At 50.7% G+C, this 21,158-nt stretch carries 15 protein-coding genes; 4 read left to right on the plus strand and 11 right to left on the minus strand.

Features of this window, described 5'->3' with window-relative positions; genetic code table 11:
• Window positions 1-54: 54 nt before the first annotated feature.
• The 4 genes from rpsA to serC all read right to left on the minus strand — a co-directional run bounded on the left by rpsA (window position 55) and on the right by serC (window position 5,255).
• Window positions 55-1,731: a 30S ribosomal protein S1 gene (gene rpsA, locus GW579_RS06195; protein ID WP_101076455.1), complete on the minus strand. Its 1,677-nt coding sequence runs from the start codon at window positions 1,729-1,731 to the stop codon at window positions 55-57.
• Between the two features lie 156 nt (window positions 1,732-1,887).
• A complete protein-coding gene (gene cmk / locus GW579_RS06200) occupies window positions 1,888-2,586 on the minus strand; it encodes a (d)CMP kinase (RefSeq protein ID WP_152324163.1) in 699 nt (232 codons plus the stop codon).
• Window positions 2,587-2,781: 195 nt separating this feature from the next.
• Window positions 2,782-4,065 (minus strand): 3-phosphoshikimate 1-carboxyvinyltransferase, encoded by a 1,284-nt coding sequence (gene aroA / locus GW579_RS06205; protein ID WP_152324710.1) that lies wholly within the window; start codon window positions 4,063-4,065, stop codon window positions 2,782-2,784.
• Between the two features lie 104 nt (window positions 4,066-4,169).
• The gene (serC, locus tag GW579_RS06210) at window positions 4,170-5,255 is read right to left on the minus strand and encodes a 3-phosphoserine/phosphohydroxythreonine transaminase (RefSeq protein WP_152324164.1); all 1,086 of its coding nucleotides are present in this window, start codon (window positions 5,253-5,255) and stop codon (window positions 4,170-4,172) included.
• A 325-nt stretch (window positions 5,256-5,580) separates the two neighbouring features.
• On the opposite strand from serC, the gene ycaO reads away from it, so the two are divergent.
• The 4 genes from ycaO to pflA all read left to right on the plus strand — a co-directional run bounded on the left by ycaO (window position 5,581) and on the right by pflA (window position 12,046).
• Window positions 5,581-7,344 carry a 30S ribosomal protein S12 methylthiotransferase accessory factor YcaO gene (gene ycaO, locus GW579_RS06215; RefSeq protein ID WP_165058099.1) on the plus strand — a complete coding sequence of 588 codons (1,764 nt, stop codon included), beginning with the start codon at window positions 5,581-5,583 and terminating at the stop codon, window positions 7,342-7,344.
• Window positions 7,345-7,821: 477 nt separating this feature from the next.
• Window positions 7,822-8,679: a formate transporter FocA gene (gene focA, locus GW579_RS06220; protein WP_095922616.1), complete on the plus strand. Its 858-nt coding sequence runs from the start codon at window positions 7,822-7,824 to the stop codon at window positions 8,677-8,679.
• Between the two features lie 74 nt (window positions 8,680-8,753).
• Complete coding sequence (gene pflB / locus GW579_RS06225; RefSeq protein ID WP_152324167.1) at window positions 8,754-11,036, plus strand: formate C-acetyltransferase; 2,283 nt, start codon at window positions 8,754-8,756, stop codon at window positions 11,034-11,036.
• A gap of 269 nt (window positions 11,037-11,305) precedes the next feature.
• A complete protein-coding gene (pflA, locus tag GW579_RS06230; RefSeq protein ID WP_015689580.1) occupies window positions 11,306-12,046 on the plus strand; it encodes a pyruvate formate lyase 1-activating protein in 741 nt (246 codons plus the stop codon).
• Window positions 12,047-12,139: 93 nt separating this feature from the next.
• Here pflA and GW579_RS06235 read toward each other — a convergent pair whose 3' ends face one another.
• From GW579_RS06235 to ynfE, 7 genes are all read right to left on the minus strand, one after another.
• On the minus strand, window positions 12,140-13,285 hold the full coding sequence (locus GW579_RS06235; RefSeq protein ID WP_152324715.1) for an MFS transporter: 1,146 nt from the start codon (window positions 13,283-13,285) through the stop codon (window positions 12,140-12,142).
• Window positions 13,286-13,417: 132 nt separating this feature from the next.
• Window positions 13,418-13,987 (minus strand): ferredoxin-type protein NapF, encoded by a 570-nt coding sequence (napF, locus tag GW579_RS06240; protein ID WP_165058101.1) that lies wholly within the window; start codon window positions 13,985-13,987, stop codon window positions 13,418-13,420.
• The gene (gene dmsD / locus GW579_RS06245; RefSeq protein ID WP_165058103.1) at window positions 13,987-14,598 is read right to left on the minus strand and encodes a Tat proofreading chaperone DmsD; all 612 of its coding nucleotides are present in this window, start codon (window positions 14,596-14,598) and stop codon (window positions 13,987-13,989) included. The genes napF and dmsD overlap by 1 nt, the downstream gene beginning before the upstream one ends.
• A 61-nt stretch (window positions 14,599-14,659) precedes the next feature.
• On the minus strand, window positions 14,660-15,517 hold the full coding sequence (locus tag GW579_RS06250; RefSeq protein WP_165058105.1) for a dimethyl sulfoxide reductase anchor subunit family protein: 858 nt from the start codon (window positions 15,515-15,517) through the stop codon (window positions 14,660-14,662).
• Between the two features lies 1 nt (window position 15,518).
• Window positions 15,519-16,136 (minus strand): DMSO/selenate family reductase complex B subunit, encoded by a 618-nt coding sequence (locus GW579_RS06255; protein WP_104921445.1) that lies wholly within the window; start codon window positions 16,134-16,136, stop codon window positions 15,519-15,521.
• 11 nt (window positions 16,137-16,147) lie between these two features.
• Window positions 16,148-18,595, minus strand: a complete 2,448-nt coding sequence (gene dmsA, locus GW579_RS06260) for a dimethylsulfoxide reductase subunit A (RefSeq protein WP_165058107.1) — start codon at window positions 18,593-18,595, stop codon at window positions 16,148-16,150.
• Window positions 18,596-18,678: 83 nt separating this feature from the next.
• Entirely contained in the window at window positions 18,679-21,135 is a 2,457-nt protein-coding gene (ynfE, locus tag GW579_RS06265; RefSeq protein ID WP_165058109.1) for a selenate/tellurate reductase subunit YnfE, read from the minus strand.
• Window positions 21,136-21,158 lie beyond the last annotated feature (23 nt).

A 21,158-nucleotide genomic window follows, 5' to 3' on the forward strand; every position in this document is an offset into this window, starting at 1 on the left:
TCCAAGCTTTGCAGCTAAACTACCGTTTCGGGGCGACAGAGTCGCCCCCCGTCATTACTCGCCTTTTGCCGCTTTGAATGCTTCAGCCATAGCGTTAGAGAAGTTGCTTTCTTCTGCTGGTTTGTTGTTAACAACAGCGATTGCATCTTTCTCGTCTGCTTCGTCCTTAGCACGGACGGACAGGCTTACTACACGGTTCTTACGGTCAACACCGGTGAATTTAGCTTCAACTTCATCACCAACGCTCAGAACCAGAGTTGCATCTTCAATACGGTCGCGAGAAGCTTCTGAAGCGCGCAGGTAACCTTCTACGCCACCAGCTAATTCAACTGTAGCACCTTTAGCGTCAACTGCTGTGACTTTACCAGTAACAATAGTACCTTTCTTGTTAACAGACAGGTAGTTATTGAATGGATCTTCAGCCAGTTGTTTCACGCCCAGGGAGATACGCTCACGTTCTGCGTCAACTTGCAGGACCACAGCTGCGATTTCGTCGCCTTTCTTGTATTCACGTACTGCTTCTTCGCCTGCAACGTTCCAGGAGATGTCAGACAGGTGAACCAGGCCGTCGATGCCGCCGTCCAGACCAATGAAGATACCGAAGTCAGTGATTGACTTGATTTTACCTTCAACACGGTCGTTCTTGTTGTGGGTTTCTGCGAATTGCTGCCATGGGTTGTTTTTGCATTGTTTCAGGCCCAGGGAGATACGACGACGTTCTTCGTCGATATCCAGAACCATAACTTCAACAACATCGCCCACGTTAACAACTTTAGATGGGTGGATGTTTTTGTTAGTCCAGTCCATTTCAGAAACGTGAACCAGACCTTCAACGCCTTCTTCGATTTCTACGAAGCAGCCGTAATCAGTCAGGTTAGTAACGCGACCCGTCAGTTTAGTACCTTCTGGGTAACGTTTAGCGATAGCGACCCAAGGATCTTCGCCCAGTTGTTTCAGACCCAGTGACACACGGGTACGCTCGCGGTCGAATTTAAGGACTTTAACAGTGATTTCATCGCCGACATTAACGATTTCGCTTGGGTGCTTAACGCGTTTCCAAGCCATGTCAGTGATGTGCAGCAGGCCGTCAACGCCGCCCAGATCAACGAATGCACCGTAGTCAGTGAGGTTCTTAACGATACCTTTAACTTCCATGCCTTCCTGCAGGTTTTCCAGCAGTTGATCGCGCTCTGCGCTGTTCTCAGACTCAATTACTGCACGACGGGAAACAACAACGTTGTTGCGTTTCTGGTCCAGTTTGATGACTTTGAACTCAAGATCTTTGCCTTCGAGATGCAGCGTGTCGCGAACAGGACGAACGTCTACCAGTGAACCTGGCAGGAACGCACGGATACCGTTCAGCTCAACAGTGAAACCGCCTTTAACTTTACCGTTGATAACACCGGTAACAGTTGCAGATTCTTCGTAAGCTTTTTCCAGCGTGATCCAAGCTTCATGACGCTTAGCTTTTTCACGGGACAGCAGAGTTTCACCGAAGCCGTCTTCAACAGCGTCCAGCGCAACATCAACTTCGTCGCCAACCTGGATTTCCAGTTCGCCCTGTGCGTTTTTGAATTGTTCTGCCGGGATTGCAGACTCGGATTTCAGACCGGCGTCAACCAGTACGATATCTTTGTCGATAGACACAACAACACCACGAACGATGGAACCAGGACGGGTTTCGATTGTTTTTAAGGATTCTTCAAAGAGTTGAGCAAAAGATTCAGTCATGTTGATAATCTTTAGGTTCTTAAGTTTAACGTCCATCTGGCTTCCTGCTGGATGGGGTTGTTTCAAATGCCCCGCTACAGATCCTTGCGGCGAGGTTAAAAAAAACTATAGCCAAAACTGGCACTGAATGTTCTTCAGCACCAGATTATGGCTCGATTACCGGGTTTGTTTTTGCGGCAATCCTAGAATTTCTGTGGCATAAGCCAGCGCTTTTTCGATGACTTCGTCGATGGACATACTGGTTGAATCCAGCAATAACGCATCAGGAGCAGCCACTAAAGGCGCAATAGATCTGTTACGATCACGATCATCGCGTTCTTTGATCTCGGCTAAAAGCCGTTCAAAGTTAACACTAAAGCCTTTTTCCTGCAACTGTAGCATTCTTCTGTTTGCACGTTCCTCTGAACTCGCGTCCAGGAAGATCTTCACAGGCGCGTCAGGGAAAACCACGGTGCCCATATCACGACCGTCAGCAATCAGGCCCGGCGTTTCACGGAACGCACGCTGACGACGCAACAATGCTTCACGAACACGGGGGAAAGCCGCAGCCTGTGAGGCCGTATTCCCGACCGTCTCGGTGCGGATTTCGTTGGTGACATCCTCACCTTCTAAAATCACTTGTAACTGCCCATCCTGAGCGACAAAACGAACGTCGAGATGTGCGGCCAGCGGAACTAACGCCTCTTCTGAGACAATATCAACCTGGTGATGTAAAGCCGCCAGCGCTAAAACGCGGTAAATGGCACCGGAATCCAGTAAGTGCCAGTTAAAGGCTTCGGCCAAAGCTTTACACAAAGTACCTTTACCTGCACCACTTGGCCCATCAACGGTGATTACCGGGGCTAAAGCCGTCATTTTTGTCTCCTTTCGGTGGGGAATACCCGCTTCATTAGCCTAAGACGACTAATTCAGGAGCGGCATTATACGCTGCCTTTGTGGCAACTGTTACCCCGCATTTTTCAGTTGCCTAAAAAGCGGACGTTTCTGACACCTTTAAAGCAAAAAGCGGACATCAAAGATGTCCGCCGTCTTCACACATACCGGAAGAGTTTAAGCCAGAGTGCTGATCGCAGCCAGTTGATCAAAATAGTCCGGGAAGGTTTTCGCCGTGCATTTCGGGTCAAGGATAGTGACCGGGGTGTCCGATAACGCCACCAGGGAGAAACACATCGCCATGCGGTGATCATTATAGGTTCCGATCTCAGCAAATTTCAGGGCCTTCGGCGGTTCAACGCGAATATAATCTTCACCCTCTTCCACCGTTGCGCCCACTTTACGCAATTCTGTCGCCATCGCCGCCAGACGATCGGTTTCTTTGACACGCCAGTTATAAATATTACGCAGCGTCGTCGGACCTTCGGCAAATAATGCAGTGGTAGCGATTGTCATCGCCGCATCAGGGATATGGTTCATGTCCATGTCTATGCCTTTCAGCTCGCCACGTGTGCATTCAATATAGTCATCAGCCCAGTGAATAGTTGCACCCATTTTTTCCAGCACATCAGCAAAACGAATATCGCCCTGCATGCTGTTTTTACCGATGCCGGTCACACGCACAGTGCCGCCTTTGATGGCTGCTGCCGCGAGGAAATAGGAAGCAGATGACGCATCACCTTCCACCAGATAAGCGCCCGGTGAAACGTATTGCTGTTTCCCTTTGATATGGAACTGTTGATATTGGTTATTTTCAACTTCAATACCAAAAGTTTTCATCAGGTTCAGGGTGATGTCGATATAAGGTTTGGAAACCAGATCGCCTTTAATCTGAATCGTCGTGTCGTTGTCTGCCAGCGGAGCTGTCATTAACAGCGCCGTCAGAAACTGGCTGGAAACGCTGCCATCCACGCTGACGTCACCGCCACTAAAACCACCGCGAAGACGCAGCGGAGGATAATTTTCCTGCTCCAGATAATCAATCTGTGCGCCGCCCTGGCGAAGTGCATCCACCAGGTGGCCGATCGGACGCTCTTTCATACGCGGTTCGCCAGTCAGCACGACATCCTGCTCACCCAGGCATAATGCAGCCGCCAGCGGACGCATCGCCGTGCCCGCATTCCCCAGAAACAGTTCCAGACCTTTAGCATCAGAAAAAGCGTTGCCCAGACCATCAATCTCACATTCGGTACGATCTGCTGATAAACGGTGCGTAACGCCCAGTTGTGTCAGTGCATTCAACATATGACGCACGTCATCGCTATCGAGCAGGTTAGTCAGGCGGGTAGTGCCCTGTGCAAAAGCAGCCAGTAAAAGCGCACGGTTAGAAACGCTTTTTGAGCCGGGTAAATTGATGCTGCCGTTAACCAGCGCAACAGGTTGTAATGTCAGGGATTCCACTCTTTCTCCAATTCTTCATTTCATAAAATGACCCCGGACAGCGAGCCGGGGTCATTTTTAAGGCTTCTAACAAAAGCATTGTACTGGCCCGAAAGCCAGCGCGCTTAACCATGGCGTTTTTCAAATTCCGCCATAAAGTCGGTCAACGCTTTGACACCTTCAATCGGCATTGCATTATAAATGGATGCGCGCATCCCACCGGCTACACGGTGGCCTTTCAGCGCATGCAGACCGGCGTCCTGCGCCTGATCCAGGAACAGTTTATCCAGTGAAGCGTCGGCCATCTGGAACGGAACGTTCATCCACGAACGGTTCGCTGCGGCAACCGGGTTACGATAGAAACCTGTGCGATCGATGGAACCGTACAGTAGTTCAGCTTTGGCCTGATTGCGTTTTTCCATTTCACGCAGACCGCCCTGTTCTTTCAGCCATTTGAAGACCATACCTGACAGGTACCAGGCGAACGTTGGCGGGGTATTGAACATGGAATCGTTCTCGGCCAGTACGGTGTAATCAAGGATAGATGGCAGCTCAGTGCGTGCTTTACCTAATAAATCTTCGCGTACAATAACCAGCGTCAGGCCAGCCGGACCGATATTTTTCTGCGCGCCGGCATAAATTACGCCAAAGCGGCTGACATCAATCGGGCGCGAAAGGATACAGGATGAGTAGTCGGCCACAACGATTTTATTCCCGAAATCAGGCATTTCATCGATAGCAATACCGTCAATGGTTTCGTTCGGGCAGTAATGAACGTAAGCAGAATCCGCACTCAGCTTCCACTCGTTCATTGGAAGGATGCCACGTTTGCCGTCAATCGTGGTGGTGACATCAATGACATTCGGTGAGCAATATTTTTGTGCTTCTTTAACGGCGCTGTGAGCCCAGTAACCGCCATCGATATAATCAGCAGACGCTTTATCGCCCAGCAGGTTCATTGGAACTGCGGCGAATTGCGCACGTGCGCCACCGTGGCAGAACAGTACTTTATAGTTCCGGGGAATATTGAGCAGATCACGGATATCCTTTTCGGATTCTTCAGCAACCTGGATAAATTCCTTACTGCGGTGACTGATTTCCATCACCGAGGTACCCAGTCCGTGCCAGTTACAAAGTTCCTGTTCCGCACGACGCAACACTTCAGCCGGGATCATTGCCGGACCTGCACTAAAATTATAAACCTGAGTCATTTCCCCTCACCACTTCTCTGAGACAGCCACATAGTTACCATTAATTTACCGGTTTTATCATTCGAAACAAGCCATCTGTAACGGTTATTCCTCATGACCTGATAAAGCGCGTTGAGATCTGCGTCACAAGGTTCATTCCTCCTTTTAACGCTGATTTTGCGGAATAATGTGTGTATGAACAGGCAAATCGGAGGTGTTATTACAGCGCGTTCAAACTCAACCCTTTGACTTCACACAGCGATTACATTCTTAACACGAATACATGGAGCTAATACGCAAAACCCCGTATCATTGCGCGTTTTTAGCACGCTCAAAAGTGAACTCAATGACGCAAACTTTTATTCCTGGTAAAGACGCGGCGCTGGAAGACTCCATTTCCCGCTTCCAACAAAAACTCACCGATCTCGGCTTTAATATCGAAGAAGCTTCCTGGCTGAATCCGGTTCCCCACGTCTGGTCAGTGCACATTCGCGACCGCGACTGCCCGCTGTGCTTCACCAACGGTAAAGGCGCCAGCAAAAAAGCCGCTCTGGCTTCTGCTTTGGGTGAGTATTTTGAGCGTCTGTCGACCAACTATTTCTTCGCCGATTTCTATCTCGGCAAAGAAATTGCCAACAGCGACTTCGTGCATTATCCAAACGAGAAATGGTTCCCGCTACCGGAAGATAACCTTCTGCCTGAAGGTATTCTGGATGAGCGTCTGCACGCATTTTACGATGCAGATAAAGAACTGGTCGCCAGCGATCTGATTGATCTGCAATCCGGCAACCCGGATCGCGGGATTTGCGCATTGCCGTTCACCCGTCAGTCTGACCTGGAAACCGTATATATTCCGATGAACATCATCGGTAACCTGTATGTGTCAAACGGCATGTCTGCCGGGAATACCGCGAACGAAGCCCGCGTTCAGGGTCTGTCTGAAGTCTTCGAGCGTTATGTCAAAAACCGTATCATCGCGGAATCTATCAGCCTGCCAGAGATCCCTGCTGACGTGCTAGCGCGCTATCCGGGTGTGGTTGAAGCCATCGCCAAACTCGAAGAAGAAGGTTTCCCAATCCTGTCTTACGATGCCTCTTTGGGCGGCGACTATCCGGTCATTTGCGTAGTGCTGTTCAACCCGTCCAACGGGACTTGTTTCGCTTCCTTCGGCGCACACCCGGACTTCGGTGTTGCACTGGAGCGTACGGTCACTGAATTACTGCAGGGCCGCAGCCTGAAAGATCTGGACGTCTTCACCGCCCCGACCTTCGATGACGAAGAAGTGGCTGAACATGCCAATCTGGAAACTCACTTCATCGATTCCAGCGGTCTGATTTCCTGGGATATGTTTAAACAGGATGCCGACTATCCGTTTGCAGACTGGAACTTCAGCGGCAAGACAGAAGAAGAGTTCGCCACGCTGATGGCAATCTTTGATAAAGAGGACGCTGAAGTTTATATCGCGGATTACGAGCATCTTGACGTGTACGCTTGCCGCATTATCGTTCCGGGCATGTCTGACATTTATCCGGCTGAAGATTTGCTGCTGGCGAATAACAGCATGGGCGCGCATCTGCGTGATCAACTGCTGGCATTGCCGGACAGTGACCTGCCAAAAGAAGCTTATTTGGAAATGATCACACAGCTTGATGATGAAGGTCTTGATGACTTTACCCGCGTTCGCGAGCTTCTGGGCATCGCCAGCGGCAAAGACAACGGCTGGTACACCCTGCGCGTAGGCGAGCTGAAATCTATGCTGGCACTGGCAGGCGGCGATTTGGATCAGGCGCTGACGTGGGCTGAATGGGCGCATGAATTCAATGCATCGGTTTACAGCGATGAGCGCAATAACTATTACCGTTGTCTGCAAACACTTCTTCAGCTATCCCTGGAAGAAGATCGTGATCCGGCTCAGTACTACACGGCATTCGTGAAAATGTACGGTCAGAAAGCGGTTGATGATGCTTCAGCAGCCATCAGCGGCGAAGAGCGTTTCCACGGTCTGTTTGCAGTAGATGCCGACCTCAAAGCATTGCCTGCTCATCAGGCTCTGCTGGGCGCTTACGAAAAACTCCAGGTAGCAAAACGCCGTTACTGGTCAAAAGCCTGACCTTCCGACGTTTGAAAAATCTACGAACCGGCGGAATTTTCTGCCGGTTTTTTATTTCCCTTCGTAATGGCTTTGGGGGGGTTATTTACCGCCAAATGTTTGACTCAGCCGAAAAAATGACGTGTAATTCGCCGCGAAATAAAGGCCGGTTGTCATTTTTCTGACTTAAGCCCCACGGACTTTTTAATAAGTTGCTCATCTGTAAAAAACACAAAGTAAAATTGACGAGAGCCATTAACAATGGCTTATTATAATTTACGTATAAATAAAAATAATTTGAACGTCCATCAACTTTATTTGTAAAAATTAAAATGTTTTTATTCTTTTATTTTCATTGAGTTAAGCAAAAAACCACCCCTTCAGTAGTACATCAAAAAGCACCAAAAACCGCCTCGTATGATCCACGTCAATTTTTACGTTATACTGCTTTGCTAGTATCTCGTTGCGCAGTGCATAGCCCTGAATAAGAGAGTTAATGTGAAAGCTGACAACCCCTTCGATCTAATATTACCCGCCGCTACAGCGAAAGTTGCTGAAGATGCCGGCGTTTATAAAGCCACCAAACAGCCGTTAAAAACATTCTTTTTAGCCATTACTGCTGGCGTCTTTATTTCTATCGCCTTTGCTTTTTATATCACTGCCACCACAGGCACCGGCACCGTCCCTTACGGCCTCGCAAAACTCGTTGGGGGCATCTGCTTCTCACTGGGTTTAATGCTGGTCGTTGTCTGCGGCGCTGACCTGTTTACTTCCACTGTGCTTATCGTGATTGCGAAAGCCAGCGGGCGTATCACCTGGGGGCAATTGGCACGTAACTGGGTCAATGTCTATATTGGTAACCTTATCGGATGCCTGTTCTTTGTCGCACTGATTTGGTTCTCAGGTGAGTATATGGTCGATAATGGTTTGTGGGGACTGAACGTTCTGCAAACTGCTGACCATAAAATGCATCACACGTTTATTGAAGCCGTTTGTCTGGGGATTCTGGCTAACCTGATGGTTTGCCTGGCGGTATGGATGAGTTACTCCGGCCGCAGTCTGATGGACAAAATGTTCGCAATGATCCTCCCCGTCGGCATGTTCGTCGCCAGCGGTTTCGAGCACAGCATTGCCAACATGTTCATGATCCCTTTAGGCATCGTGGTGAAGAACTTTGCGACACCAGAATTCTGGCAGGCTGTCGGCGCAACTCCGGCACAATTCGCAGAACTGAACATCACTAACTTTATCATCGACAATCTCATTCCTGTGACCATCGGTAACATCATTGGGGGCGGTTTGCTGGTAGGGTTAACGTATTGGGTCATATATCTTCGCGATGAGAAGCACCACTGATACAACGTGGCACTCTTGTTACGACAGTTTTACACGCGATTTTTAAGAAATCCAAATTAGAAGGTAGGTGCAAAATGTCCAAGCTCAATGAAAAATTGACCAACGCATGGGAAGGTTTTAGTGCTGGTGAATGGCAGAATGGCGTAAACGTCCGCGACTTCATTCAGAAAAACTACACACCGTATGAAGGTGATGAATCCTTCCTGGCTGGCGCGACTCAAGCGACAACCACCCTGTGGGATAAAGTAATGGAAGGTATCAAACTGGAGAACCGCACTAAGGCTCCTGTTGATTTTGATACTGACGTTGCGGCTACCATCACTTCTCATGACGCTGGCTACATCAATAAATCTCTGGAAACTATCGTTGGTCTGCAAACTGACGCGCCATTAAAACGTGCTCTGATCCCATTCGGCGGCATTAAAATGGTTGAAGGTTCATGTAAAGTTTATGGCCGTGAACTGGATCCAGCGCTGAAAAAAGTTTTCACCGACTACCGTAAAACCCATAACCAGGGTGTTTTCGACGTTTACACCAAAGACATCCTGAACTGCCGTAAATCTGGCGTTCTGACCGGTCTGCCAGATGCTTATGGCCGTGGCCGTATCATCGGTGACTACCGTCGCGTTGCGCTGTATGGTATTGATTTCCTGATGGCTGATAAATACGCACAATTCCAGTCTCTGCAAAATGATCTGGAAAACGGCGTGAATCTGGAAATGACCATCCAGCTGCGTGAAGAAATCTCTGAACAACACCGTGCTCTGGGTCAGATTAAAGAAATGGCTGCCAAATACGGTTGCGACATTTCTGGTCCTGCTACCAACGCACAAGAAGCGGTTCAATGGACTTACTTCGGCTACCTGGCTGCGGTGAAATCTCAGAACGGTGCTGCAATGTCCTTCGGTCGCGTATCTACCTTCCTTGACGTGTTCATCGAACGTGATATCAAAGCAGGCAAACTGAACGAAGAACAAGCTCAGGAACTGATTGACCACCTGGTTATGAAACTGCGTATGGTTCGTTTCCTGCGTACGCCTGAGTATGATGAACTGTTCTCTGGTGACCCAATCTGGGCGACTGAATCCCTGGCAGGTATGGGTGTTGATGGTCGTACTTTGGTAACCAAAAACAGCTTCCGCTTCCTGAATACTCTGTACACCATGGGGCCTTCACCAGAGCCGAACATGACCATCCTGTGGTCTGAAAAGCTGCCAATGAACTTTAAAAAGTACGCAGCGAAAGTGTCTATCGATACCTCATCTGTACAGTATGAGAACGATGACCTGATGCGTCCTGATTTCAACAACGATGACTACGCTATCGCTTGTTGTGTGAGCCCAATGGTTGTGGGTAAACAAATGCAGTTCTTCGGTGCTCGTGCAAACCTGGCGAAAACCATGCTGTATGCAATCAACGGCGGCGTTGATGAAAAAATGAAAATCCAGGTTGGCCCTAAAGAAGCGCCAATGATGGATGAAGTGCTGGACTATGACAAAGTTATGGACCGCATGGATCACTTCATGGACTGGCTGGCTAAACAGTACGTCACAGCACTGAACATCATTCACTACATGCACGACAAATACAGCTACGAAGCTGCGTTGATGGCGCTGCATGACCGTGATGTTTATCGCACAATGGCATGTGGTATCGCAGGTCTGTCAGTTGCTGCTGACTCCCTGTCTGCTATCAAATATGCAAAAGTTAGCACCATCCGTGACGAAGACGGCCTGGCTGTAGACTTCAAAATTGAAGGCGAATATCCACAGTTCGGTAACAACGATTCTCGCGTAGATGACATCGCTTGTGACCTGGTAGAACGTTTCATGAAGAAAATTCAGAAACTGCGTACCTACCGTGGCGCTGTAGCAACTCAGTCTGTTCTGACCATCACCTCTAACGTGGTTTATGGTAAGAAAACTGGTAACACCCCAGACGGTCGTCGTGCGGGTGCTCCATTTGGCCCAGGCGCTAACCCAATGCACGGTCGTGACCAGAAAGGTGCTGTTGCCTCTCTGACTTCTGTTGCTAAACTGCCGTTTGCTTACGCAAAAGATGGTATTTCTTATACCTTCTCTATCGTTCCAAATGCGCTGGGTAAAGATGATGATGTTCGTAAAGCGAACCTCGCGGGCCTGATGGATGGTTACTTCCACCACGAAGCGTCCATCGAAGGTGGTCAACACCTGAACGTGAACGTCATGAACCGCGAAATGCTGTTAGATGCGATGGAACATCCTGAAAACTATCCTCAGCTGACCATCCGTGTATCTGGTTATGCAGTACGCTTCAACTCACTGACTAAAGAACAGCAACAAGACGTTATTACCCGTACTTTCACCAAGTCCCTGTAATAATCTGCTGATGATTTAGCGTGATATATAAAGGCTCCACAACGTGGAGCCTTTGTTTCATCCTCACTACCCGCACTGTCTTCGCGACAGTCTGTTTTGCCAGAGCGCTATACGCCGTGGACCTCTGGCAAAGCAGTACCGCCATTGCTGACAATCAACCTTATTGATTGTCTGGTATCATAAACCTGTAGTTTCCAGTTTATCTCTGCCAGACCAGCACCCGCACATGTAGACTGCTATTCATTGGTCAATATGGAGAATAACCCGCAATGTCAGTTCAAGGTCGCATCCACTCATATGAATCCTGTGGCACCGTTGACGGCCCAGGTATCCGTTTCATTGTATTTTTCCAGGGTTGCCTGATGCGTTGCATGTATTGCCACAATCGCGATACCTGGGATACACATGGCGGGAAAGAGATCAATGTCGATGACTTAATGAAAGAAGTGGTGACTTATCGCCACTTTATGAATGCTTCTGGCGGCGGCGTAACGGCTTCTGGCGGCGAAGCAATCCTTCAGGCTGAATTCGTGCGTGACTGGTTCCGCGCATGTCAGAAAGAAGGCATTAACACCTGCCTGGACACAAACGGCTTTGTCCGACGTTATGATCCGGTGATCGACGAATTACTGGACGTCTCAGATCTGGTAATGCTCGATCTGAAACAGATGAACGATGATATTCACCAGAATTTGGTCGGCGTCTCTAACCACCGTACCCTGGATTTTGCCCGCTATCTGGCTAAACGAAATCAGCGTACCTGGATCCGTTATGTGGTTGTGCCGGGCTGGTCAGATGATGATGATTCCGCGCACAAACTCGGTGAGTTCACCAAAGATATGACGAACATCGAGAAGATTGAACTGTTGCCATATCACGAGTTGGGCAAACACAAATGGACTGCGATGGGTGAGAAATATGGTCTGGATGGCGTGAACCCACCGACCAAAGAAATTATGGAACGCGTAAAAAACATTCTTGCCAGCTACGGACACAAAGTCATTTATTAATGAACTGACTGTTTCTTGTCAAATTGTTGCCCATAAAAAAGACGCCTCATGGCGTCTTTTTGCATTTAAGGCTTTCGTACTGAATAGCTCAAATCAGGCCGTTGCCACGGGATTATGATGATGGTCGGCTTTGCGCATCAGCATCACCAGATAAACCAGTGAAACCACAGCAATCATCACAAACAACAACCGGTCAGAATAGCTCTGCATCAGTATCGCGGTCATTGTCGGGCCTGCCAGGCTGCCGATGGTGTAACTCATCAGTAATGCCTGATTCATCGCGACCAGCTCTTCAGAATTCACTTTTTCGCAAGCCCATGACATGGCAACCGGATACAACGTGAAGCCCGCGCAACCGAGAATGAACAACGTCGGCGCCATCGCATAACCGCTCAGCATGGCGATACTGCCGAGGATCACGGCGAAAATCTGAATACGCAGCACCATCAGACGTCCGTAACGATCGGCCAGTCGCCCTACCGGCCACTGTCCGATAATTCCTGCGCTGACCAGCAATGCCATCCAGTAACCCACATTCGCATCACTCATTCCCTGATGGGTCAGGAAAAGCGGCATCAGACCATAGAGTGACCCAAGGACAATTCCGGAAATAATACAGCCATTTATCCCCAGACGTGCGTTACGACGTCGGAACATCGGCAGCACCGCGTGACGGGGTTGTTCGCTGTCCTGATTTTCGATATGCGTTAACAGCAGTGGCAGCATCGCTATCACAATCAACGCGGTCACCCAAGGCAACACGCTGAAGATTGCTGTTGGTACGGTGCCGACCAGCAGTTGCCCGACCACTGTACCGATGTAATACATAATCATATAGGCCGCCAGCAGCTGACCACGGTTCTTCACTGTACCACTGCGCAGCAAGGCACTTTCCACCACAACCCAGATCAGCGCACAGCCTACACCGGCGACAAAGCGTGCGGTGATCCAGCTCCAGAAGTCCATGGAAAGCGCCAGACCCGCGGTTGCGACAGCAAACATGATGCAGGAAAGATAATAGCTGCGGTTAAAGCCAATACGTTTGATCAGGCTGCCGGCAATCAGCGTACCCAGCAAATTGCCGGTGAAATACGATGAACTGACAAGCCCGACCTGCCAGGTTGGCAGTTGTTCGTGACTGAGCCACAACGGCACCAGCGTGTTTAAAGCGGCGATAGAAATCGTCAGCAGGAGAAGTCCGCTCAACAGTAGAGCGACGGGACGGGAATAGGCGGACATAGGTTGTTGACGACCAAAAATCGGAGAAATTGCGCGCATCATGCCACCGGCCAAAAAAATGTCAATCTGGCAAAAAGAGGCCTGCGCACAAACTGCGGGGTGATGATTGAAATCGCTAATCAAGCAAAGAGATCAGGAATCATGACGCTTCAATGACAATTGAATATCACCATGATAACAAACAAGTTTGCATTTACCGCAGCCGTCACACTTCTGGTTATCTACGGAAGGTTGATTCTGTTGATTAAAAAATATTGCCGAGCGCGGACACGCAATTTCGCACATCCTGCATAAATCATCCATACGACCTAAACAGGGCGGCAGAATTACCGGACGCAGGCCCGTATCCGGCGAAATGCTCAGGTCGAGCGCACCGCGTTCACAGGCCTGAGTACAGGCACCACAAAAATCACATTCCGCGTAATCGATAATGAGTATGGCCTTACCGGACTCAACACTGAGTAAACCTACCGGACAAGCATCCGCGCAATGCCCGCACCCGTTGCATTGCTTAAGGAAAAGCGGTTCTGCCAGCGCCTGCGGTGGACGCGGCACGGCCTGCTGGCGCAAATCTCCGGCGACCGTATTTTCTTCTGCAGACGGCTTTGCGGATGACAATAATCCACGGAATAACCCCCGGCGGCTGACAACCCGGCTGCTCATCCAGGCGTGATAATAACGGCTATCCCGTGGATCACTCATCAGAAATACAGTTCCTTCGCCGGAATAGCTTCCAGCACCAGTGCCTCTCGCCATCCGCTAAGCGTTGATTCCGCCAGAACGGCCACGCCCTCATACCACGGATGTTCAGCTTTCATTCCCAGCAATTCGAAATAACGCCCTGCCCATGGCATCAAATGTACAGTCAGAAATTCACCCAGCAGTTGCGGCGAATTTTCGGCAAGCCAGGCGGACAACATCAGCATCAGCCCGATGTGATCTTCCGGTTCAGCCTGCTTAAGATGCGGTTCGATATGGTTTAAACGCATCCACTGGCGTAATGCCAGTGTGGAATCGCCAAAAATGACGGATTCTTTATCGAGATAGACTGAGCCCCACGGCGGGGCCGGTAAGGCATAAGGCCCGACAAACAGGCGCTGCCATGCGTCATTTAACTCTTCCGCTGAAACATTGGCCTCAGCGAACAACTCTGCGGCACAGGCTTTCGCCTCCGGCGTTGCGCAGGGCCACATCGGCACCCAGTCATTGCTTTTGAGCAAGGCAATCAGAGGCTGAACTTGTTCTGAATCCGGGGGATAAAACAGCATCGCGCCCAGTACCTTCGCGGATAAACTTATTGATTCTGCTGACATAGTTAACTCTTTCTTTTGGGTGCACATCACTACCGACGGCGCGGTCCCTGATAAACTGAAATCAGCCGCTGACGGCCATACCCACGGTCATATGCAAACCATAGAAAATTGCACGTCCAATCAGCTCCCCGGCAAAGACCAGCGCGAAAGCTAAAACCATTGAAGCGATCGCAGGACGCTTGCGCAGTATCAGCGGGCAAATCCAGCAACCCAGCCCCAAAGCAATCAGCACCAGCCGTGAAACTGACAACATGCCGTATTGCGGGATCAGCGCAGAAGCCGCCTGAACGGCGCTGTTGATCGAGGCAAGGCTGGCACTTTGCATTACCACCACACTCATACTGACGACCAGCGCCGTGACACTGATAACCGGCAGCAGGCGCAGCGCGCAGCCATTAATATCAGCGCTGCGCAGCAGCAGATACCCCAGAACCGGGCCACCAATCAGCACCGTCAGCCCGAAGTGGAACGCGGTGTAAGCATTATCCCAGGTCGGCACCGTATTGATTTCGTAAACACGGCACATGGCATAAACGAAACCCACACCAGCCACCATGGTCACGATCAGCCAGACTTTTCCCAATGCGCTAGGCATTTTGTTGAGGACAGCCAGCAACCAGTAAATCCCGCCTAAGGCAAAGAAAAGTGATCCACTGCCGATTTCATTACTCAGTGGTGAAGCGCCCAGACGATTGAGAGAATTGAAAGCGCGCAGCGGTGAGCCCAGGTGCAGAACCGAGGCGATAAAAGCTACCGCCATCAGCACCCAGAGAAAAAACATCGACAGGTGGATCCGGCGATATTCTTCTTCGCTACGCCGGGTCAGCAATGCAATCGCCAGCACGATAAATGCGCCAACCACGCATTGCCCGAGAACCGTAAAGACCATTAAAGGCCATTCATGCCATCCGTTTCCCATCTCAAACCTCCTTCGGGTTAGCCAGATAACCCGTGGTATCGCCTACCGGACGGCAATTCGCATTGGGTTTGATGACGATATTTGGGTGAGTAAAATGTGCTGCGGGTAAAGGCGCGACTTCAGCCAGTTCGCCGTATTTCGCACGCAGTTCTTCGATCGGTGCCATATCCAGCGCACGTAGCGGGCAGGATTCAACACAAATGGGCTTCTTGCCTTCTGCGATCCGCTCATAACAGCCGTCGCATTTCGTCATATGACCTTTGGCTTCGTTGTACTGCGGCGCACCGTACGGACACGCCATATGGCAGTAACGGCAACCGATGCATACGTCTTCGTTGACCACTACGAAACCATCTTCCCGTTTATGCATGGCGCCGCTCGGGCAAACTTTGGTACAGGCCGGATCTGCGCAATGGTTACAGGAAATCGACAGGTAATAGGCGAAGACGTTCTGATGCCAGCCATCGCCGTCCTGCTGCCAGTCGCCACCGGCATATTCGTATACCCGTCGGAAACTGACGTCAGGCGTCAGATTTTTGAAATCCTTACAGGCCAGTTCGCAGGTTTTGCAGCCTGTGCAGCGGCTTGAATCAATATAAAATCCATATTGAGTTGTCATGTTTTGCTCCATTAAACCTTAGCCACTTGCACAAGGTTGGTGTGAGAGGGGTTACCTTTCGCCAGCGGTGAAGGCCTTTGAGACGTCAGTACGTTGATGCTGCCCGCGCGGTCGATTTTTTTGCTGTCGGGGGAATACCAGGCACCTTCACTGAGCGCGACAACACCCGGCATCATGCGAGGAGTCACTTTGGCGGCAATGCGCACTTCGCCGCGATCGTTGTAAATGCGGATCATGTCGCCGTTCGCGATACCCCGCTGTGAAGCATCCATCGGGTTGATCCACATTTCCTGACGACAGGCAGCTTTGAGTACGTCGACGTTGCCGTAGGTTGAATGGGTGCGCGCTTTGTAATGGAAGCCGGTCAGTTGCAGGGGATATTTGCTGGCCAGCGGGTCGTCATAGTTCTCGAAACCGGCGGCATAAACCGGCAGCGGATCAATCACATCGTCTTTGGCGAGTTCCCATTCAGCGGCAATATTTGCCAGCTCAGCCGAGTAGATTTCGATTTTGCCGGAAGGGGTATCCAGCGGATTGGCGGCAGGATCTTCACGAAACGCTTTATACGCCACGTGATGCTGTTCAGGATCGCGTTTCTTGAACATGCCCTGTTTACGAAATGTGTCGAAATCCGGCAGTTCCGGCAGTGCTTCTCGGGATTGCTGATACAGATGACGCATCCACTCTTCCTGCGTGCGCCCTTCCGTAAACGTCTGTTCAACGCCCATACGACGCGCCAGTTCAGAGGTCATTTCATAAATATTTTTGCACTGAAAACGTGGCTTGATTGCCTGGTCAGCAAAAATGATGTAGTCCATGTTGCCGCAGGAAGCATCCAGGCAAAAATCCATCTGCTCTGAGGCCGTACAGTCCGGCAAAATAATGTCTGCATATTTCGCTGACGACGTCATGTGGTTATCAATCACCACGATCATTTCGCATTGCGTATCGTCCTGCAGAATTTCATGCGTACGGTTGATATCAGAGTGCTGATTGACCAGACAGTTACCGGCATAGTTCCAGATAAACTTGATGGGCACATCCAGTTTAGTCTTTCCGCGAACACCGTCTTTGGTGGCCGTCATTTCCGGCCCCCTGACGATAGCGTCGGTCCAGAGGAACATGGAAATGCTGGTCTGAATTGGATTTTCAAACGTCGGCATACGTACAAACGGGATTTCGTACGAACCTTCTCGCGCACCGGAATTCCCGCCGTGAACGCCAACGTTGCCGCTCAGAATCGCCAGCATCGCAATGGCACGGGTTGCAATTTCACCGTTTGCATGGCGCTGCGGCCCCCAGCCCTGAGTAATAAAGGCCGGTTTTGCCTGACCAATTTCACGCCCCAGCTTCACGATTTTATCGACAGAAATGCCGGTAATTTTTGCCGCCCACGCTGGCGTTTTCGCAATACCATCCGGACCATCGCCGAGAATATAGGCTTTATAATGCGCATTCTGCGGGACACCGGTCGGTAAAGTTTTCGCATCGTAACCGACGCAATATTTGTCGAGGAACGGCTGATCGACCAGATTTTCGGTAATCATCACGTGAGCCAGCGCAGCCGCCAGTGCCCCGTCGGTCCCCGGGCGGATCGGCACCCATTCATCTTCACGACCCGCACCGGTATCGGTGTAACGTGGATCGACAATGATCATGCGGGCGTTGGACTTCTGGCGGGCCTGCTCGAGGTAATACGTCACGCCACCGCCGCTCATGCGGGTTTCGCCCGGATTATTCCCGAACAGAACCACCAGCTTACTATTTTCAATATCTGAAGGGCTGTTGCCGTCCGCCCAGCCTCCGTAGGTATAATTCAGACCGGCGGCAATCTGTGCGGAGCTGTAATCGCCGTAATGATTGAGATAGCCGCCGCAGCAGTTCATCAGGCGTGCAATCAGGGTTTTACCCGGCGGCCACGAACGCGTCATGGTACCGCCCAGCGTACCGGTGCCGTAGTTGAGATAAATTGCTTCATTGCCAAAACGCTGAATAATATCTTTCAGGCTGCCGGCCAGCGTGTCGAACGCTTCATCCCAGCTGATTGGCTTAAATTTTCCTTCACCGCGTTTGCCGACACGCTTCATCGGATATTTCAGACGGTCGGGATTGTAAACACGGCGGCGCATTGAACGCCCGCGCAAACAGGCCCGCACCTGATGCAGCGCCTCATAATCATCGTCGCCGGTATTGTCGGTTTCGACGTAACGAATTTCGTCGTCCACAACGTGCATTCTGAGCGGACAACGGCTGCCACAGTTGACAGTGCACGCACTCCAGACGATTTTCTCATCGCCCATTTTTGCCGTCGCCGGGTCTGAATCTGCTCGCACAGATTTGAACGGCAGCGAAATGCCTCCAACTGCGGCGGCCATCCCGGCCAGCGTAGTTCCTTTAACCAGGTCACGGCGGCTGATCCCGATCCCTGAACCGGATTTAGTTCTGTTTTGATCCGACATTACATACTCCACATACGCCCCGGTTTAAGGAGCGAAAATTTAACAACCGTGTCACTGAGCCTGGCTCTTTGTCCGTCGCTTCTTTAGACTTTTTCTATTTGAATCAGATTGGTATGTTGAGGATTCCCCTTCGCGAGAGGCGAAGGCCGCTGAGTCGTCAGCGTGTTCATGCACGCACCATGGTCAATACGATCACCACTCATATTGGCCTGATGCCATGCGCCCTGCCCCATAGCAACAACGCCGGGCATGATCCGGGGCGTGACTTTTGCGGCCACACGGATTTCGCCACGGTCGTTGAAGACTTTCACTTTGTCGCCGTTTTGAATGCCACGGGTTTGCGCATCAATCGGGTTAATCCAGACTTCCTGACGGCACGCGGCCTGCAAAACGTCGATGTTGCCGTACGTTGAATGAGTACGCGCCTTGTAATGGAAACCGAACATTTGTAGCGGAAACTGGCTGCGTTTCGGGTCATCCCAGCCCTCGAAAGTGGCGGCATAAATAGGTAACGGGCTGATGGTTTCGTCTTTTTGCAGTTCCCATTCGCTGGCGATTTCTGCCAGCGCGGAAGAGTAAATTTCGATTTTTCCGGAAGGCGTTTTCAACGGGTTAGCAACAGGATCCTGCCGGAATTTTTTGTAGGCCACGAAATGACCGGCTGGGTCTTTACGCTTATAAATACCCATCTCGCGCAGTTCTTCATACGCAGGTAACGCCGGGTCTTTCGCCAGCATTTTGGCGTACAAATACTGCAGCCATTCCCGCTGAGTACGGCCTTCGGTGAATTTGTCGTAAACATCCGGGCCAAGACGACGCGCTACTTCACTCATCATCTCGTAAATGCCTTTGCGCTCGAATTTGGCAGAAGTCGCGGGTTGGATGAAAATCAGATATCCCATGTTGCCGGCGTATTCGTTAGGAATAATGTCTTCCTGTTCGACAGTCATAAGATCCGGCAACAGGATATCGGCGTATTTAGCCGAAGAGGTCATGAAGTTTTCCAGCACCACGATCAACTCGCACTGCGAGTCGTCCTGCAGAATATCGTGAGTTTTATTGATATCGGAATGCTGGTTGGTGATGGTATTACCGGCATAATTCCAGATGAACTTAATCGGTACATCCAGCTTGTCTTTGCCACGAACACCATCTGCCTTAGCCGTCATTTCAGGGCCACGCGCAATCGCATCTGTCCAACTGAAACAGGAAATCTGCGTCTGAACCGGATTGTCCAGCACCGGCATACGTTCAATGGTGATGGTATACGTAGATTCCCGCGCCCCGCTGTTACCGCCGTTAATCCCGACGTTACCGGTCAAAATCGGCAGCATGGCGATCGCGCGTGACGTCAGTTCACCGTTGGCCTGGCGTTGTGGCCCCCAGCCCTGAGAAATATAGGCCGGTTTAGCCTGACCAATTTCCCGCGCCAGTTTCACGATTTTTTCTGCCGGAATACCAGTGATGCGTGAAGCCCATTCAGGCGTTTTAGCCGTGCCATCCGCCCCCTGGCCGAGAATATAAGCTTTGTAATGGCTGTTAGCTGGCGCATCTGCCGGTAAGGTTTTTTCGTCGTAACCTACGCAATAAGAATCAAGGAAAGCCTGATCGACCATATTTTCGGTGATCAGCACATGCGCCAGGCCTGCAACCAGCGCGGCATCCGTTCCCGGACGGATCGGAACCCATTCATCTTCACGTCCGGCGGCTGTGTCTGTGTAACGGGGGTCGATCACGATCATGCGGGCATTGGAACGCTGGCGCGCCTCTTCCAGATAGTAGGTGATCCCCCCTCCGCTCATCCGCGTTTCGGCCGGATTGTTACCGAAAAATACAACCAGCTTGCTATTTTCAATATCAGATGTGCTGTTACCGTCGTTGCTGCCATAGGTGTATGGCATCGCGCAGGAGATTTGCGCGGTACTGTAGCTACCGTAGTGGCTAAGGAAACCGCCGTAACAGTTCATCAGGCGGGTCACCAGCGAAGCGTAAGGAGAGGAGCGCGTTATATTTCCGCCTATAACGCCGGAAGTGTAATTGATATAAACGGCCTCATTGCCGTATTTACCGACGATACGCTTCAGGTTGTTGGCTATTTCATCAAAAGCTTCTTCCCAACTGATCCGTTTGAATTTACCTTCGCCGCGTTTGCCGACGCGTTTCATCGGGTAATTCAAACGCTCAGGATGGTTCATCCGCCGGCGGATTGAGCGACCGCGCAGACAAGCGCGAACCTGGTGATCTCCGTAGATATCGCTGCCGGTGTTATCTGTTTCAACCCAGTAAACTTCGTCATCACGTACATGCAAACGCAGTGCGCAGCGGCTGCCGCAGTTAACCGAGCAAGCTCCCCAGACCACCTTATCTTCGGGTGCTGAAATTTTCGCCTCATCCACGGCTTGCGCCAGTGCTTTACGGCTAAAAGGAAGAGATAAACCGCCTGCGGCAAGGGCAAGCCCTGCCAACGTTGATGTTTTCATCAGCATCCTTCGGCTGATGCCACTTTTTGCTGTGGGGACTTCTGGTTTAGTTTCCGACATTTTCCCGCTCCGGTGCTGGAGTA

It is taken from the genome of Rahnella contaminans (genome assembly GCF_011065485.1).
Classification (GTDB): Bacteria; Pseudomonadota; Gammaproteobacteria; order Enterobacterales; family Enterobacteriaceae; genus Rahnella; species Rahnella contaminans.

Excerpts from the sequence above, each read along its gene's own strand:
- ycaO (WP_165058099.1), top strand. The coding sequence starts at position 5,581 with ATGACGCAAACTTTTATTCCTGGTAAAGACGCGGCGCTGGAAGACTCC.
- pflA (WP_015689580.1), top strand. The coding sequence starts at position 11,306 with ATGTCAGTTCAAGGTCGCATCCACTCATATGAATCCTGTGGCACCGTT.
- dmsD (WP_165058103.1), bottom strand. The coding sequence starts at position 14,598 with ATGTCAGCAGAATCAATAAGTTTATCCGCGAAGGTACTGGGCGCGATG.
- GW579_RS06255 (WP_104921445.1), bottom strand. The coding sequence starts at position 16,136 with ATGACAACTCAATATGGATTTTATATTGATTCAAGCCGCTGCACAGGC.
- rpsA (WP_101076455.1), bottom strand. The coding sequence starts at position 1,731 with ATGACTGAATCTTTTGCTCAACTCTTTGAAGAATCCTTAAAAACAATC.
- GW579_RS06250 (WP_165058105.1), bottom strand. The coding sequence starts at position 15,517 with ATGGGAAACGGATGGCATGAATGGCCTTTAATGGTCTTTACGGTTCTC.
- GW579_RS06235 (WP_152324715.1), bottom strand. The coding sequence starts at position 13,285 with ATGTCCGCCTATTCCCGTCCCGTCGCTCTACTGTTGAGCGGACTTCTC.
- ynfE (WP_165058109.1), bottom strand. The coding sequence starts at position 21,135 with ATGTCGGAAACTAAACCAGAAGTCCCCACAGCAAAAAGTGGCATCAGC.
- serC (WP_152324164.1), bottom strand. The coding sequence starts at position 5,255 with ATGACTCAGGTTTATAATTTTAGTGCAGGTCCGGCAATGATCCCGGCT.
- pflB (WP_152324167.1), top strand. The coding sequence starts at position 8,754 with ATGTCCAAGCTCAATGAAAAATTGACCAACGCATGGGAAGGTTTTAGT.
- cmk (WP_152324163.1), bottom strand. The coding sequence starts at position 2,586 with ATGACGGCTTTAGCCCCGGTAATCACCGTTGATGGGCCAAGTGGTGCA.
- napF (WP_165058101.1), bottom strand. The coding sequence starts at position 13,987 with ATGAGTGATCCACGGGATAGCCGTTATTATCACGCCTGGATGAGCAGC.
- dmsA (WP_165058107.1), bottom strand. The coding sequence starts at position 18,595 with ATGTCGGATCAAAACAGAACTAAATCCGGTTCAGGGATCGGGATCAGC.